The sequence below is a fragment of the Rhodococcus sp. P4_F3_2 genome (assembly GCF_056401335.1).
Genome location: NZ_JBFUJN010000019.1, coordinates 63,490 through 78,122, shown reverse-complemented (window position 1 = coordinate 78,122; position 14,633 = coordinate 63,490). Strand labels below are relative to the sequence as shown.

The following is a 14,633-nucleotide window of genomic DNA, read 5'->3' as shown; positions in this document are numbered from 1 at the left end:
CCGGTGACATTCGATCCAGTCAGGGGCCGCTCCAGCGAGGGGTGGGCCACCCGAACACCGTCGATCGTCGATCGGATCGCTTCCTCGACAGGTAGCCGTATTCCGTTCTCGGTCGAGTTTTCGCCGCCGCGCGACGCTGACGCCGAAGCGCGCCTGTGGCGTGCGGTGCGTACCTTCGAGCGGCTCGGACCGGCGTTCGTCTCGATGACTTACGGCGCAGGTGGCTCGACGCGCGATCGTACGGTGCGCGTCACCGGCGAATTGGCCGAGGAGACGACCCTGCTGCCGGTTGCTCACCTGACTGCTGTTTCGCACAGCACCGAAGAACTTCGCGCCATGGTCGGTGCCTACGCCGACCGTGGCATCAGCAACATCCTCGTGTTGCGCGGCGATCCGCCCGGCGATCCGCTCGGCGAGTGGAAGAAGCATCCCGAAGGCGTCGAGTACGCCGAGGAACTCGTGCGGATGGTCCGTGACCTGGGCGACTTCCACGTCGGTGTCGCGTCGTTCCCCGAGGGGCACTACCGCGCTCCGGACTTGGCGTACGACACGAAGTACCTGGTGTCGAAGTTGCGTGCCGGCGCCGAGTACTCGATCACGCAGATGTTTTTCGACGTGGAGGACTACCTGCGTCTCCGTGACCGGGTGAGTGCATACGACGCAGAACAGGGCGCCAAGCCGATCATCCCGGAGATCATGCCGGTGACGTCGCTGCGCTCGGTGCGGCGCATGCTCGAGCTCTCGGGCTCCTCATTGCCCCCTGCTCTCGAACGCCGATTCGACGCCGCGGCCGGAAGCGGTCCGGAAGAGAACCGTGCAGCGGTCCGCGAACTCGGCATCGATCTGGCCACCGAGATGGGAGAGCGGTTGATCGCCGAAGGCGCTCCGTGCCTGCACTTCATCACGTTGAACTTCGCGCGCGCCACCAGTGAGGTCCTCGAGCGACTCGGTCTCACCCCCGACACCTCTGTCGGGACAGCACAAGCCGTCTGATCCCGGTTGCCCCGCTCGACACCAATCGAGGGGGCAACCGCCAGGCGCTACTTCGTGGTGTTTTTCGGATTCCTGTTGTCAGCTTGCTTGCTGACAGGTGATTTCGTGACAGGCGTCTTCATGGCCGGTGCTTTCGCGGCGGGCGCGCGCTTGATCGGTGCTCGATTGCGCGCCATCCAGGCCATTGCACCGACGATAATCGCGACACCGAGCGCCAGTCCGGCCATGATTCCTGCCCACCCGGCGAAGCTTCGGGTGCTGGGGTCCGCGTAGTTGACCTCGGCGCGCATTGTCGACACCTCGCCGGCGGGCAAAGTCCACGACACCCGGGAATCGCCGTCTCGTGTTCCGTTGGTCGTGCCGACCCGTGCCGGGAAGGCGATGCTGACCTGGACGTCGGCGCCCTGAGTTGGAACCGTCTTCAGGTCTGCCTTGCCGTCGAGCGTGACGGTGTCCCCGGATCGCTTGAGGGTGATCTGGAACGACCCGGATCCCTCGGCATACATCGAGCCCAGTTGGGCGACGTCACCGAAGGACAAGTCGCTGAAGAACGCCTGGCTGCCGACGTATCCGTCCTTCTTGTATTCCTGAACCCGTATCTTGTCCTCCAGCGAGGAAGGCGGGGTCAGCTGCGGACCCTTGTCCGCCTCGTTCGCCGGAATAGCGGCAGCTACCACCTGTCCGGTCACACGATCGTTCGCGGACACTCCCATCGACACCTGCACGCGGATGCACCCGGCAAGCAAGGGAACAAGCATGAGGGCGAGCGCGGCAACCGTCAGGAAACGTTTCCGACTGGTCGGCTTGGCGGCGGGATCGGTGGACTGTTGCACAGTGGTCATCGTGCCAGCCGTGGCGTAGCCAGTCATCGAGGCGGGGGCGTGTCGGCGGGTGAAGTTCGGCGGGTGACCTTCACGACCTGCTCGAACGACGCAGCCACTGACTCGCTTTACCCCGGCGGCTGTCGGACAGTGCGATTCGAGCGGCACTGCGACCACTGGCTCCGGACACACCACCACCGGGATGCGTCGAGGCTCCGGTCAGATACAACCCGTCTGCTCCCGGAACGCGATGGCCGGACAGTTCGGGAAGCGGTCGCCACAACATCATCTGATCGAGTGACATCTCGACGTGCATGACATTTCCGCCGATCATCCCCAATTCCGACTCGATGTCGCGGGGAGTCTGAATGAAGCGGTCGAGGACGGAATCGGCGAATCCGGGTGCAAAAGCCTCCATCTCGCCGACGATCCGGTCGGCCTCGGCCTCGGCGACCGACGCCCAATCGCGATGTCCGCTGAGACGATACGGCTGCCACTGCGACCACAGTGTCACCTGATGCCGCCCGGCCGGGGCGATCGTGGGATCGATTCCGCTGAAACTCATTCCGAGAACCGCAGGGCGAGGAGGCAGTTCCCCTGCCAGTGCTGCGCCGTGTGCAGTGCGCAAGTGGGCGCGATCGGAAACGAGTAATTGCAATCCCGAGGTACTTTCCCGTGTCGTGGCGTCGCCGCGGTAGGAAGGGAGCGCAGATGTCGCCAGTCGCAATACAGCGCCGATGCCGGGGCCGACCCTGATCTTCCGCCTCCAGTGATCGAGCGTGGTTCGGTCGAAGCCTCCGTTGCCCAGGAGATCGAGTGTCGTGAGGATGTGGCAACCCGCGATTACCTTGCGAGCGTGAACTTCTCGACCGCTCTCGGTTGTGACGGTCCAGTGATTCGAGTTCCGGCGGATCGACGTCACGCCGTCACCGAGCGCGACGGTGGCGCCGTCGACAGCCATCCGGGAGGCCAACGCAGCACTCAGTGCGCCGCTCCCTCCGACTGCTCGCCCGGGCGGCAGGACGTGCATGAGGGCCGCGAAGCCGACCATCGGAGCGGTTCCCGGTTCCGACATCGGAGGCCCGGACTGGGCGCCGAACCACGCCAACGCTGCCTTGAGCGCCTCACTGTCGAAATACTCGTCCAGTAGTGCGTCGCCAGGCGCGAGGAACTGCCGCGACAGTTCGCTGTTGCCGCGCGCTGTGGCCAGTCCTCCGAACGCACCGATCAGGTTCGATCCGGTGGGCGGTGTGGAAAATGCCCTCATCACGTGTCGGCTGCGCTCCGACCACACCGCGACGAACCGCCGGTACGCGTCGGCGTCCTTTGTCCCGCAAGCTCGTTCGATGGACCGGCAGGTTGCATCGAGGTCGCGATGAAACACGATGCCCGGCCCGTCGGTGCCAGGGGCGGGCGGAGCGAACGCCCACGGGTCACAGTCGATGTAGCGAAGGCCGTGCGCGCCGAGTCCGAGTTCCTCGATGATGCCGCTGTGTCGGATCATGAGGTGCGCAGACGACCCCCGGTCCACCTTGTATCCGGGAAATCGCTCGACGGTCGAGACGGCACCGCCGAGAACCGTGTCCTTCTCGAGAACCTCGACCGACCAACCATCACGTGCGAGATACGCGGCCGAAACGAGCGCGTTGTGTCCGGAACCGACGACGACGGCGTCGAGAAATGCGCTCACAGCGGCAGTCCACGGCCGAGGACTGCGAACGGTCGGTTGTCGCCGGCAAAACGAAATCTGCGGAGTACGTCGCGAAATCCGAGACGGCGGTACAGCCGCCAGGCTCGGTTGTCCTCGTCGAACACCTCAGGTGTCGACAACAGAACGCTGCGTTCGGTTCGATCGAGGAGGAGGTGGCGCAAGAGCGATTCGCCCAATCGGTGACCTTGACCGTTCGGATGCACGTGGAGTTCGGTGAGTTCGAAGTAGTCGCTCAGAATCGCGTCGATCTCGCTCTGAGGGCGACCCGAGCGCCGAAGCCCGTGCAGTACCTGTTGATGCCACCACTGGTCCGGGCTCCCGCGATACCCGTAAGCGATCCCCACCAGCGGCAGATTTTCGTGTGACGGTTGCTGGGGAACCGCCAATGCGCCGACGGCTTTCCAGCCAGGCCGGTTCGCGTGCTCCTGCCACATCGGTGCGCGATGGAACTCGGTTCCTCGCGGATAGTCCATCGCAGTGACGTACACGGCCAGTGCCTCGTGGAGTCGACTCGCGAATTCTTCACGATCGAGGTCGACCGTATGTGGTGTCCAGGCGATCTGCGGGTCGACCGGTCTCACCTCTTCTCTTGACGGCGTGTCGGTGGGTGCAGTTATATTGAATAGGTCGAACAGATGTTCGATGTGGGTGATCCGGAGATGCCCGAAGGGAAGCGGGCATCTCCGGCCCACCTGGCCTTGGATCCTTACGGTGCAGGAGGTGCCCCGATGTCCGAGCATGTAAAGCCTGATCGTGTGAAGTGCCAACGAACTCTTCCGGCCGAGTTGTCGAGCCCGTCGGATGCCGCAATCTCGCGATTGCCGATATCGGCGAGACGGTCCTTCGGTGCGACGGACGCCAGCCACCGCACTGCGCAAGTGGGAAAGTCCGGTGTGGCGTGGGGGCTCCTCAGGAAGGCGGATGCGCTTCTCGAGGAAGCGATTGGGGCGGGCGATCCTGCCGACCGGTTCCGGTGTGCCTATCTGGCAGCACTACGTGGTGCCGGGGCAGTGTTGGCCGCAGCTCCTGCCGGTACCGGATCGAAGCGCAAGCGAAGTGGAAACGCGTGGGTTCTGATGGACGCCGCAGCGCCCGCGTTCGGAGCGTGGTCGAAGTTCTTCGCGGGGTGGTCCGCTGCGCGTGCGGCCGTGGAAACCGGTGTGTCGATCGTGATCACGGACTCCGATTCCGATGCATTCTTCGCCGAGGTCGGTCGTTTTCTCACGGCGGTCGAAGATTTCATCGGTCAGGACGCGTCCGAGCATTTGCGAGCGTCGTGAACAAATGGTCCGTGTTGGCAGTTGTTTCCGGGGAATTTCCTGGTCCGCACAGGCAAATGGAGCCGAATCGGGGCCCTTCGGCACGAATACGTACGCTTGTGGCGGAACTCGTACCCGGAGTTGGTGGTCCGAGACCTAAACTGCTCGTATTATGAAAACAGGTAATCGTCCAACTTGATTACCCGCCGCCCCACACCGTGGGGTGGTTGCCAAACTTCCAGTGCCGGGGGAGGTACCGTGCCACTCTCCGAGCACGAGCAGCGCATGCTCGATCAGATCGAGAGCGCTCTCTATGCCGAAGACCCCAAGTTCGCCTCCAATGTGAGGGGCGGCCGTATGCGGGCGCCGTCGAGTAGACGGCGGTTCCAAGCAGCGGCTCTATTCGTGCTGGGTCTGGTCCTGCTGATCGCGGGGGTTGCCCTCCCGCTCAAGCCGGGCGGTTTTCCGATCATCAGCCTGTTCGGTTTCTTGTTCATGTTCGGCGCAGGGGTCTTGTTCCTCTGGGGTGGTGGACGCAAGTCCGCAGCAGCAGCCGAACCCGCTTCCGAAGGTGGCAATCATCCCTCCGGTCCGCCGGGTAGGGGTAGTGCCGGTGGATCCGGGCGGGGACGCGGCCGCAAGTCCGGCGGCGGATTCTCGTCGCGGATGGAAGATCGATTCAAACGCAGGTTCGAGCAGGACTAGCTCTCCCGCCCTTCTTCGGGCGTACTTCGAGAGTGGTGCAGTTCGGACATGACGCCCTCTGTAGGGCACGGACGACCACACGTCGTTGGTGTGGGTGTTGTACATGTGTGCCGGCAATCCATCGAAGTGAATCAGTGACGCGCGAGCGAATCACTCGCCACCCACGGTCGCCCCTAGGCAAGCCCGCGGGCTTCCTCCACTTCGCTCCACTCGCCCCTCCACTTTCCTCCACCCTGGTCGAACTGCAACGCACGACCAGACCTCGTCCCGCTCACGTCTATTCGAAAACCGCGCTTGTACTGCGATTTTGCTTGGGGGAGCGACAAATCGTGGCGTGAAGGGTCGATATGACGGCGGTGTGGGCCGGGACACGGTTGCAAATTTCCCCCACGTATCCCCACCTGCGCTGACCTGCTATTTGTCAGCAAATGATGCTGAATAGGGACCATGTGCTCCTTGTTTGTGGGGGAAAGTGGGGTACTGTGGGTTCGGGCGGAGAGCTGAAGCACGATCCGCTCGATAGGGAGGGTTTCAGCGCAAGCTCGCAGGAGGTGTCGAGTGTTCCTCGGTACCTTCACGCCGAAGCTCGACGACAAAGGTCGGCTCACGTTGCCGGCAAAGTTCCGAGACGAACTGGCAGGAGGATTGATGATCACCAAGAGTCAAGATCACAGCCTCGCCATCTACCCCCGGGACGAGTTCGTCAAGCTTGCTCGAAAGGCAGCGGCAGCTCCACGCAATGATCCGGCAGCTCGGGCGTATGTACGTGCCCTGGCCGCCGGTACAGATGAACAGCACGCCGATGCCCAGGGGCGAATCACCCTCTCGGCTGATCATCGGCGTTACGCAAACCTGTCCAAGGAATGCGTAGTGACCGGCTCCGTCGATTACCTCGAGATCTGGGATCTAGCAGCCTGGGAGAGGTATCTCGGAGACAACGAAGAGGACTATTCGCAGGCAACAGGCGAATCTCTCAGCGAGATCGTCTAGGCGAAGAGCCCCCGGCGAATGCCGCGAGGCCTCTGCCCGGAAAGACCCTGACGCACTTCCCCAGCGCCAGGTTCTCCTTCGGGCAGGGACCTCGAAGCATTCGCCTTCTCGAACAGTCATCGCCTTCTCGGAAAGTCAGCACCTTTTCGAAAAGTCATCGGAAATCATGAAAGTAGGAGCCGGAGCAATCATGGTGGATCACGAGGTGAACGAACCCTCGGATGCCGATGGCTTCGCGCACGTCCCCGTACTTCTGCATCGTGCCGACGATCTTCTCGGCCCTGCCATCACCGCCGTCGGTGACGGTGGCGAAGGCGCATACATGATCGATGCGACGTTGGGGCTCGGAGGCCACTCCGAATTCTTCCTCGGCAAGTACCCGGGCCTTCACCTCATCGGTCTCGATCGCGACACCAACGCACTCCGCATCGCTTCCGAGCGTCTGGCGCCATTCGCGGACCGAACCACGTTCGTGCACACCACGTATGACGGGATCGAAGACGCGCTCGAACAGGCAGGTCTGTCGTCGACGGAGTCGGTTCACGCGATCCTCTTCGATCTGGGTGTGTCGTCGATGCAGTTGGACGAAGCCGACCGAGGTTTTGCGTACTCGATCGACGCCCCTCTCGACATGCGGATGGATCAGACGGTCGGGCTGACCGCGGCAGAGGTCCTGAACACCTACAGTCACGGCGACCTTGCTCGCATTCTGAGCACGTACGGCGAAGAGCGGTTCGCCGGAAAGATTGCGTCCGAGATCCTTCGGCAGCGTGAGCGTGAACCATTCACCACCAGTGCAGCTCTGGTCGAGTTGCTGTACCGAACAATCCCGGCGGCCACGCGGCGTACGGGTGGACACCCGGCCAAGCGCACCTTCCAAGCGCTGCGGATCGAAGTCAATGCCGAGTTGGATTCGCTTCGCGCGGCCGTTCCTGCCGGGCTCGATGCACTGGCAGTCGGTGGGCGAGTGGTGTTCATGTCCTACCAGTCGCTCGAGGATCGAGTTGTGAAGGCGGAGTTGGTTCCCCGCTCGAAGTCCTCCAGTCCCGAAGGTCTACCGGTCGAGTTGCCGGGTATGGGGCCGGAGTTCCGCATTCTCACCCGTGGCGCAGAACGTGCGTCTGAGCAGGAAATCGAAGAGAACCCACGATCAGCTCCGGTGCGTTTGCGTGCCGCAGAACGCATTTCCAGGAGGCGGGCATGAGTCGTCAGGGCAAATCCGGTGCAGCGCAACGCGCATACGACAAGCGCACCGCACGGGCGGCAGGCCGGACCGGAACTGCCGCTGCTGCCGGCCCGTCGATCTCTCCTCGGGCGATGCTCAAGGGGCGGGTACCGTTCGTGGCCTCCGTTATCGGACTTCTGTCCATCGGTCTCGCGGTGACTCTGCTGCTGACCACTCGCGCTGCCGAGGATTCGTACCAACTCAGTGATGCACGTGCATACAACCAGTCTTTGGTCGAGCAGAAAGCAGCGCTCGAACGTGACTTCCAGTCGCGTAACTCGGCTCCGGAGTTGGCAAATCAGGCAAGCGCTCTCGGCATGGTCCCCGCCAAGGACCCTGCACGTCTGGTAGTTCATCCGGATGGTTCGGTCGAGGTCGTCGGAACGCCGACTCCCCCGACTGCCGGCGCGATGCCGCCGCTCGATGCGCCCACATCGGTGCCCGCACCGACCGCGACACCGCCGCGCACCACAACGCCGGTTGTTCCTGGAGCCACGCCGAGCGTTCCGAATAACACGCGAAACCTCGCGCAGAGTGAACAATTGGTTCCTGTGATCCCCACGACGACAGCACCCGCCACCACGACGGCGGTGCCTGCTCCGCCTGAGGAACGTCGGTGAGTCAGAACTCCCGTAACAACCCCGGTCGGCGTCCGCGCCGCTCGGCCACTGCCTCATTTCCGTTTCGTCAGCGAGTCGGTCGTATCACCATGTGTGGTGCGCTCGCCGTTGCGGCATTGCAGCTCTTGTGGATTCAGGGAATCGATGCGCCGAGCCTGGCTGCGGAATCTGCGAATCAACGAACCACGACGCAGGTCGATCCGGCCGTACGCGGCTCGATAACCGATCGCAACGGAAACCCCCTCGCGTTCACCATGGAAGCCAAGGCGCTGACTTTCCAGCCGGTGCGAGTACGCAAGGAACTCGAGGAAGCGCGCGCGAAGAGCATCGAGCAGGGCGCCGAGGGTGACAAGCAGGCGCCGGAAGTCAGCGATCGCCTCGCCGAGATCGCCGCCGGAATCCACGCCAAGCTCGGCGATACCGTTCCGGAAAAAGATCTGCTTCAGAAGATGAACAGCAACGAGACTTTCACGTACCTCGCTCGCAGCGTGGATCCGGCGGTTGCTGCCGAGATCTCGGACAAGTTCCGGGAGGTCGGCCTCGAGCGACAGGACATCCGCGAGTACCCCGGTGGCTCTCTGGCGGCGAATCTCGTCGGCGCGACCGGCTGGGACGGGCACGGTTTGCTCGGCCTCGAAGATTCGATGGACTCCACGCTCGCCGGAACCGATGGATCCGAAACGTACGACCGCGGTTCCGACGGCGCTGTGATCCCTGGTAGCTGGCGTGACAAGCAACCGGCCGTCAACGGTTCGGGTGTCGAGCTGACCATCGATTCGGACCTCCAGTTCTACGTTCAGCAGCAGGTCCAGATCGCCAAGGACAAGTCGGGCGCCAAGAACGCTTCGGTTGTGGTCATGGACTCCAAGACGGGACAGGTGTTGGCCATGTCCAACGACAGCACCTTCAACCCCGCGATCGGCATCGACAAGAACGCGCCGACAGCCGAAATGGGCAATCCGTCGGTCAGCACGCCGTTCGAGCCCGGATCGGTGAACAAGATCGTCACCGCAGCAGCGGCCATCGAGGACGGTAAGACAACTCCGGACGAAGTTCTGCAAGTCCCGGGCAGCATCACGATGTCCGGTGCCACAGTCAAGGATGCGTGGGATCACGGTGTGGCCCCGTATACCTCTACCGGTGTGTTCGGAAAGTCCTCGAACGTCGGCACCTTGATGCTCGCTCAGCGAGTGGGCGAGGATCGCTACGCAGACATGCTGAACAGGTTCGGCCTCGGACAACGCACAGACGTCGGACTTCCCGGCGAGAGCGCCGGCAGCGTCCCGAGTCGCGATCAGTGGTCCGGCGGAACCTTCGCGAACTTGCCGATCGGGCAGGGTCTTTCGATGACAACCTTGCAGATGACCGGGATGTACCAGGCCATTGCCAACGACGGTGTGCGAATTCCTCCGCGAATCGTGAAGTCGACTGTCGATTCTTCCGGCACTCGGACCGAGACGCCGCAGCCCGAGGGTGTCGAGGTGGTCAGCGCCCAGACAGCGTCGACGGTTCGGGACATGTTCCGATCGGTCACTCAGGAAGACACCGGCAACCAACGAGGAACYGGTGTTGCCGCGGGCGTCGAGGGATACCAGGTCAGCGGAAAGACCGGCACCGCGCAGCAAGTGGATCCCGCGTGCAAGTGCTACTCCAACTCCAACTACTGGATCACCTTCGCGGGGATCGCGCCCGCGGACAACCCCCGATTCGTGATCGGAATCATGCTCGACGCACCGGTTCGCGGTGTGGACGGCGGCGGCGGTCAATCGGCAGCACCGTTGTTCCACAACATCGCGTCGTGGATGCTGCAGCGTGACAGCGTTCCGATGTCGCCGGACCCCGGTCGCAAGTTGGTGTTGCAGGCGGACTGATTGCGGTGTGTCGGTTTCGACAGGGTCTTCGGGTGAATCCCGGACACGGTAATCTCAAACGTCGCAGTAACCTCATTCATCGCAGTACGCCGAACTTTGCTTGCGCTGCGACCGCCACAGAACAACGACCGCGATAGAACAACGACAATTGCCAGGAGTCGAGTGACAGTGCCGAATCGTTTGCAATCGTCGAACTCGGACGGCGCTCCCGGGACGCGTCCGACACAACCGGTTGCTACCGCGATCACGGCGCTCTCCGAACTGTCCGGAGCTCGCCTCGAATGGGTCGGGCAACCGGGATCACAGTCGTCGGAGGTCGTCGTCAAGGGCGTCGACCTGCGTGCGCAGGGAATCGTGGCCGATGACCTCTTCGCCGCTCTGCCCGGTGCCAGGACGCACGGCGCTCAGTTCGCCGTCGACGCTCTGGGGCGCGGTGCGACCGCGATCTTGACCGACGAGGCCGGTCTCGAATTGATCGAGGCCGCCGGCAAGGCGCCCGACCGGTCCGTCCCGGTTCTCGTTCATCCGAACCCGCGGGATGTGCTCGGTGAGATCTCAGCGGAGATCTACGGCCGGCCATCGGAGAAGATGCAGGTCGTCGGCATTACCGGCACATCCGGCAAGACGACGACGTCGTACTTGCTCGAAGCGGCGATTGCCGGAGCCGGCCGCAAGCCCGGTCTGGTTGGCACCATCGAGACTCGGATCGACGGCCGCCGAGTACCCAGCGCTCTGACCACGCCGGAAGCTCCGCAACTCCATGCTCTTTTCGCCGTGATGGCAGAGCAGGGGATCGATACCGTCGTCATGGAGGTGTCCAGTCACGCGCTGGCTCTCGGACGCGTCGACGGCATCCGCTTCGACATCGGCGCGTTCACCAATCTTTCGCAGGACCACCTGGATTTCCATCGGGACTTCGAGGAGTACTTCCAGGCCAAGGCTCGACTGTTCGATCCCGAGTCGACGGTGCGAGCCGAGCATGCCGTCGTCTGCGTCGACGACGTATGGGGTCGACGGATGGCTGAGTTGGCCGCGACCGACGAGAGCGATGCGGTGACCACGGTCTCGACCTCGACGGCCGAGGCCGAGTGGAAGGTCGGCGCCGTCCAGGTTGCCGAGGACGGCTCGCAGACCTTCGAGTTGGTCGGACCGGACGGACAATCGTGGCCCGTCTCGCTTCGCCTCCCCGGTCGATACAACGTGGCCAACGCAGCCTTGGCACTGACTGTCAGCTTCGCGGCCGGACTCGATCCGGACGCTGCTGTTCGAGCACTCGGAACGGTGGATGTCCCCGGACGGGTCCAGCGGATCGACCGTGGGCAGAGCTTCCTGGCAGTCGTCGACTACGCCCACAAACCGGCAGCGCTCGAAGCCGTGATCGCCACCCTGCGCAATCAGGTTCCCGGCCGAGTGGCTGTGGTCGTCGGTGCGGGCGGTGACCGCGACGCCGGCAAACGCACCCTCATGGGCGAAGCTGGTGCGAGGGGCGCAGACCTGCTGATCGTCACCGACGACAACCCGCGCACCGAGGATCCCGCGAAAATTCGCGCTTCGGTTATGCAAGGCGCCATCGACGTTCCCGAATCCGAACGCGGCGAGATTCGCGAAGTGGGGGACCGGGCGCTCGCGATCGAGCAAGCAGTCCGGTGGGCGCAGCCAGGCGACGTAGTACTGGTGGCAGGCAAAGGCCACGAAGTGGGTCAAGAAATCGACGGGGTCAAACACCCATTCGACGACCGCGAGGTGTTGGGCGAAATGATCGGCCGATTCGCGATCAACACAGCACATGGAGGCAAGCAATGATCCCGATGACGCTCTCTCGGATCGCCGAGATCGTCGGAGGAACCCTGCATGACGTCGACGATCCGTCGACTCAGGTGACAGGAACCGTCGAATTCGATTCGCGCAAGGCTGGTCCAGGTGGACTGTTTCTCGCACTCCCCGGCGCACGCGTCGACGGTCACGACCATGCGGAAGCGGCGGTGGCCGCCGGTGCGGTGGCGGTGCTAGCAGCGCGGCCGGTCGGGGTTCCGGCGATAGTTGTCCCGTCGGTACCGAACGACGGTCCGAGCGCTGTGATGTTGCTCGAACATGACACAGACGGATCCGGGGCTGCCGTCTTGCATGCCCTCGGCCTCCTGGCCAGGGCCGTGGTCGACGAACTGGCAGCAGAGGGGTCGGCTTCGGGGGGCGGGCTGACGCTGGTCGGTGTCACTGGTTCGGCAGGCAAGACCTCGACCAAGGACCTGATTGCGGCGCTGCTTCGCGAGCGCGGTGAGGTGGTCGCCCCACCAGGCTCGTTCAACAACGAACTGGGTTTGCCGTGGACTGTGCTCCGCGCCGACGAGAAGACCCGCTTCCTGGTCCTCGAGATGTCGGCCCGTGGGGTCGGTCACGTCGGCGAACTGACCAAGATCGCGCCGCCGAAGATCGGCGTCGTTCTCAATGTCGGCACCGCCCATCTCGGTGAATTCGGTTCGCGTGAAGCGATCGCGGTCGCCAAAGGTGAACTGGTGGAAGCACTCCCGTCGGCAGCCGACGGTGGAGTTGCGGTCCTCAACGCCGACGACCGCATGGTCGCCGCAATGGCGAGTCGAACCAAGGCCCGGATCGTATTCGTCGGTCAGTCCGAAGACTGCGACGTTCGGGCGACCGACGTTGTTGTCGACGACCAGGCCCGGGCTTCCTTCACGCTGAACTGTTCACAGGGTTATGCACGTATTCGCCTGGCCGTTCACGGCGAACATCACGTGAGCAACGCTCTTGCCGCTGCGGCCGTCGCACTCGAGAACGGCCTCGCGGTTGCAGACATCGCGCGTGTCCTCGAGGGCACGAAGGCAGCGTCCGCGAGGCGGATGGAAGTCACCGAGCGCGCCGACGGCGTCACCGTCGTCAACGACAGTTACAACGCAAATCCCGATTCCATGCGCGCTGCGCTCAAAGCGTTGGTGTCCATGGCGCGATCGGATCGGCACTTCGGGCGCCGTAGCTGGGCTGTGCTCGGTGAGATGGGTGAACTCGGGCCGGAATCGGTCGTCGAGCATGACGCGATCGGTCGCCTGGCCGTCAGACTAGATGTCAGCAAGTTGATCGTCGTCGGAACGGGCCGCACCTCGCGTGCGATGCATCAAGGTGCGGTGATGGAGGGGTCGTGGGGTGACGAGTCCGTCGTCGTGCCAGACGCAGCTGCGGCAATCGCCATTCTCGAAGCGGAACTCGAACCGGGCGATCTCGTCCTGGTGAAGGCATCCAAGTCTGTTGAACTGTGGACGGTCGCCGAAGCGATTCTGGCCGCAACGTCCAGCGACAACACCGGTGACGCGAACACCGATGGCGAGAACGGCGGGGATTCGCAGTGATCCAGATTCTTCTCGCCGCAGGCATCGCGCTGGCGGTCTCCATCATGCTCACGCCGATCCTGATCAAGGCGTTCTCGAAACAAGGTTTCGGGCAGGAGATCCGAACCGAAGGTCCAGCCAGTCACCAGGCCAAGCGAGGCACTCCCACGATGGGCGGCGTCGCGATCCTGACCGGAATCTGGGCCGGCTATCTCGGCTCACACCTCATCGGTCTCGGAATGGACAACGCGGAGGGGCCATCGGCGTCCGGCCTACTCGTTCTCGGTCTGACCACCGCGCTCGGTGGAGTCGGTTTCCTCGACGACTTCATCAAGATCCGCAAGCAGCGCAATCTGGGACTGAACAAGACCGCGAAGCTGGTCGGCCAGTTCGTCGCTGCCATTGCCTTCGGAATCTTGGCCCTGCAGTTCCGCGGTGACGACGGGCTGACTCCGGGCAGTGTTCATCTGTCGTACGTCCGCGACATCGCCACCGTCTCACTCGGTTCCGTGGTCTTCATCGCCTTTTGCTACCTACTGGTCAGCGCCTGGTCCAATGCCGTCAACCTGACGGACGGCCTCGATGGACTGGCCGCCGGAGCGATGAGTTTCGTTCTCGGCGCCTACGTCATCATCACGTTCTGGCAGTTCCGCTACTCGTGCGAGACGAATCCCGGTAAGGGTTGCTACGACGTCCGAGACCCGCTCGATCTCGCGGTGCTCTGCGCGGCAGGCGCCGGCGCGTGCATCGGTTTCCTCTGGTGGAATGCCGCACCCGCCAAGATCTTCATGGGCGACACCGGTTCTCTTGCCCTCGGCGGCATGCTCGCCGGATTGTCGATCACCACAAGCACGGAACTGTTGATGGTGGTCATCGGTGCACTGTTCGTCGCGGAGGCCGCGTCGGTGGTGATCCAGGTAGCGGTGTTCCGGTCCAGCCGACGGCGGGTCTTCCGAATGGCGCCGTTCCATCACCACTTCGAACTCGCCGGGTGGGCTGAAACCACGGTCATCATCAGATTCTGGTTGCTGGCGGCTATTGCRTCGGCTATCGGATTGGCACTCTTCTACAGCGAATACCTCGCAGCGCTCGGAGGCTGA

General features: G+C 63.4%; 13 protein-coding genes. 10 read left to right on the top strand and 3 right to left on the bottom strand.

Translation table 11 applies throughout. The features are described 5' to 3' along the window. The first annotated feature begins 3 nt into the window (after nucleotides 1-3). A complete protein-coding gene (locus tag AC1DWA_RS20270; protein WP_020908084.1) occupies nucleotides 4-993 on the top strand; it encodes a methylenetetrahydrofolate reductase in 990 nt (329 codons plus the stop codon). A 47-nt stretch (nucleotides 994-1,040) separates the two neighbouring features. Here AC1DWA_RS20270 and AC1DWA_RS20265 read toward each other — a convergent pair whose 3' ends face one another. The 3 genes from AC1DWA_RS20265 to AC1DWA_RS20255 all read right to left on the bottom strand — a co-directional run bounded on the left by AC1DWA_RS20265 (nucleotide 1,041) and on the right by AC1DWA_RS20255 (nucleotide 4,106). Then, nucleotides 1,041-1,835 (bottom strand): LppM family (lipo)protein, encoded by a 795-nt coding sequence (locus AC1DWA_RS20265; RefSeq protein WP_202022304.1) that lies wholly within the window; start codon nucleotides 1,833-1,835, stop codon nucleotides 1,041-1,043. 70 nt (nucleotides 1,836-1,905) lie between these two features. After that, complete coding sequence (locus AC1DWA_RS20260; RefSeq protein WP_092763431.1) at nucleotides 1,906-3,504, bottom strand: phytoene desaturase family protein; 1,599 nt, start codon at nucleotides 3,502-3,504, stop codon at nucleotides 1,906-1,908. Beyond that, complete coding sequence (locus AC1DWA_RS20255) at nucleotides 3,501-4,106, bottom strand: GNAT family N-acetyltransferase (RefSeq protein WP_020908081.1); 606 nt, start codon at nucleotides 4,104-4,106, stop codon at nucleotides 3,501-3,503. Before AC1DWA_RS20255 ends, AC1DWA_RS20260 begins: the two co-directional genes overlap by 4 nt. Before the next feature lie 147 nt (nucleotides 4,107-4,253). Here AC1DWA_RS20255 and AC1DWA_RS20250 point away from each other — a divergent pair, with 147 nt between their 5' ends. The 9 genes from AC1DWA_RS20250 (at nucleotide 4,254) to mraY (ending at nucleotide 14,633) form a co-directional block, all read left to right on the top strand. Then, the gene (locus tag AC1DWA_RS20250) at nucleotides 4,254-4,805 is read left to right on the top strand and encodes an SAV_6107 family HEPN domain-containing protein (RefSeq protein WP_477846916.1); all 552 of its coding nucleotides are present in this window, start codon (nucleotides 4,254-4,256) and stop codon (nucleotides 4,803-4,805) included. A 237-nt stretch (nucleotides 4,806-5,042) separates the two neighbouring features. After that, nucleotides 5,043-5,489: a DUF3040 domain-containing protein gene (locus AC1DWA_RS20245; RefSeq protein ID WP_019748880.1), complete on the top strand. Its 447-nt coding sequence runs from the start codon at nucleotides 5,043-5,045 to the stop codon at nucleotides 5,487-5,489. Nucleotides 5,490-6,047: 558 nt separating this feature from the next. Next, nucleotides 6,048-6,479: a division/cell wall cluster transcriptional repressor MraZ gene (gene mraZ, locus AC1DWA_RS20240; RefSeq protein ID WP_003941779.1), complete on the top strand. Its 432-nt coding sequence runs from the start codon at nucleotides 6,048-6,050 to the stop codon at nucleotides 6,477-6,479. A gap of 190 nt (nucleotides 6,480-6,669) precedes the next feature. Beyond that, on the top strand, nucleotides 6,670-7,683 hold the full coding sequence (gene rsmH, locus AC1DWA_RS20235; protein WP_477916946.1) for a 16S rRNA (cytosine(1402)-N(4))-methyltransferase RsmH: 1,014 nt from the start codon (nucleotides 6,670-6,672) through the stop codon (nucleotides 7,681-7,683). Then, nucleotides 7,680-8,324 carry a cell division protein FtsL gene (gene ftsL, locus AC1DWA_RS20230; RefSeq protein ID WP_477916944.1) on the top strand — a complete coding sequence of 215 codons (645 nt, stop codon included), beginning with the start codon at nucleotides 7,680-7,682 and terminating at the stop codon, nucleotides 8,322-8,324. The genes rsmH and ftsL overlap by 4 nt, the downstream gene beginning before the upstream one ends. After that, on the top strand, nucleotides 8,321-10,195 hold the full coding sequence (locus AC1DWA_RS20225; protein ID WP_020908076.1) for a peptidoglycan D,D-transpeptidase FtsI family protein: 1,875 nt from the start codon (nucleotides 8,321-8,323) through the stop codon (nucleotides 10,193-10,195). The genes ftsL and AC1DWA_RS20225 overlap by 4 nt, the downstream gene beginning before the upstream one ends. Nucleotides 10,196-10,363: 168 nt before the next feature. After that, nucleotides 10,364-11,998, top strand: a complete 1,635-nt coding sequence (locus tag AC1DWA_RS20220) for a UDP-N-acetylmuramoyl-L-alanyl-D-glutamate--2,6-diaminopimelate ligase (RefSeq protein ID WP_021344563.1) — start codon at nucleotides 10,364-10,366, stop codon at nucleotides 11,996-11,998. Then, entirely contained in the window at nucleotides 11,995-13,554 is a 1,560-nt protein-coding gene (locus tag AC1DWA_RS20215) for a UDP-N-acetylmuramoyl-tripeptide--D-alanyl-D-alanine ligase (RefSeq protein ID WP_477846915.1), read from the top strand. The genes AC1DWA_RS20220 and AC1DWA_RS20215 overlap by 4 nt, the downstream gene beginning before the upstream one ends. Continuing rightward, the gene (mraY, locus tag AC1DWA_RS20210; protein WP_003941699.1) at nucleotides 13,551-14,633 is read left to right on the top strand and encodes a phospho-N-acetylmuramoyl-pentapeptide-transferase; all 1,083 of its coding nucleotides are present in this window, start codon (nucleotides 13,551-13,553) and stop codon (nucleotides 14,631-14,633) included. The genes AC1DWA_RS20215 and mraY overlap by 4 nt, the downstream gene beginning before the upstream one ends.

Bases quoted from the DNA above. Each gene is read 5' to 3' on its own strand.
- AC1DWA_RS20265 (WP_202022304.1), bottom strand. From the start codon at position 1,835: ATGACCACTGTGCAACAGTCCACCGATCCCGCCGCCAAGCCGACCAGT.
- AC1DWA_RS20250 (WP_477846916.1), top strand. From the start codon at position 4,254: ATGTCCGAGCATGTAAAGCCTGATCGTGTGAAGTGCCAACGAACTCTT.
- rsmH (WP_477916946.1), top strand. From the start codon at position 6,670: ATGGTGGATCACGAGGTGAACGAACCCTCGGATGCCGATGGCTTCGCG.
- ftsL (WP_477916944.1), top strand. From the start codon at position 7,680: ATGAGTCGTCAGGGCAAATCCGGTGCAGCGCAACGCGCATACGACAAG.
- AC1DWA_RS20215 (WP_477846915.1), top strand. From the start codon at position 11,995: ATGATCCCGATGACGCTCTCTCGGATCGCCGAGATCGTCGGAGGAACC.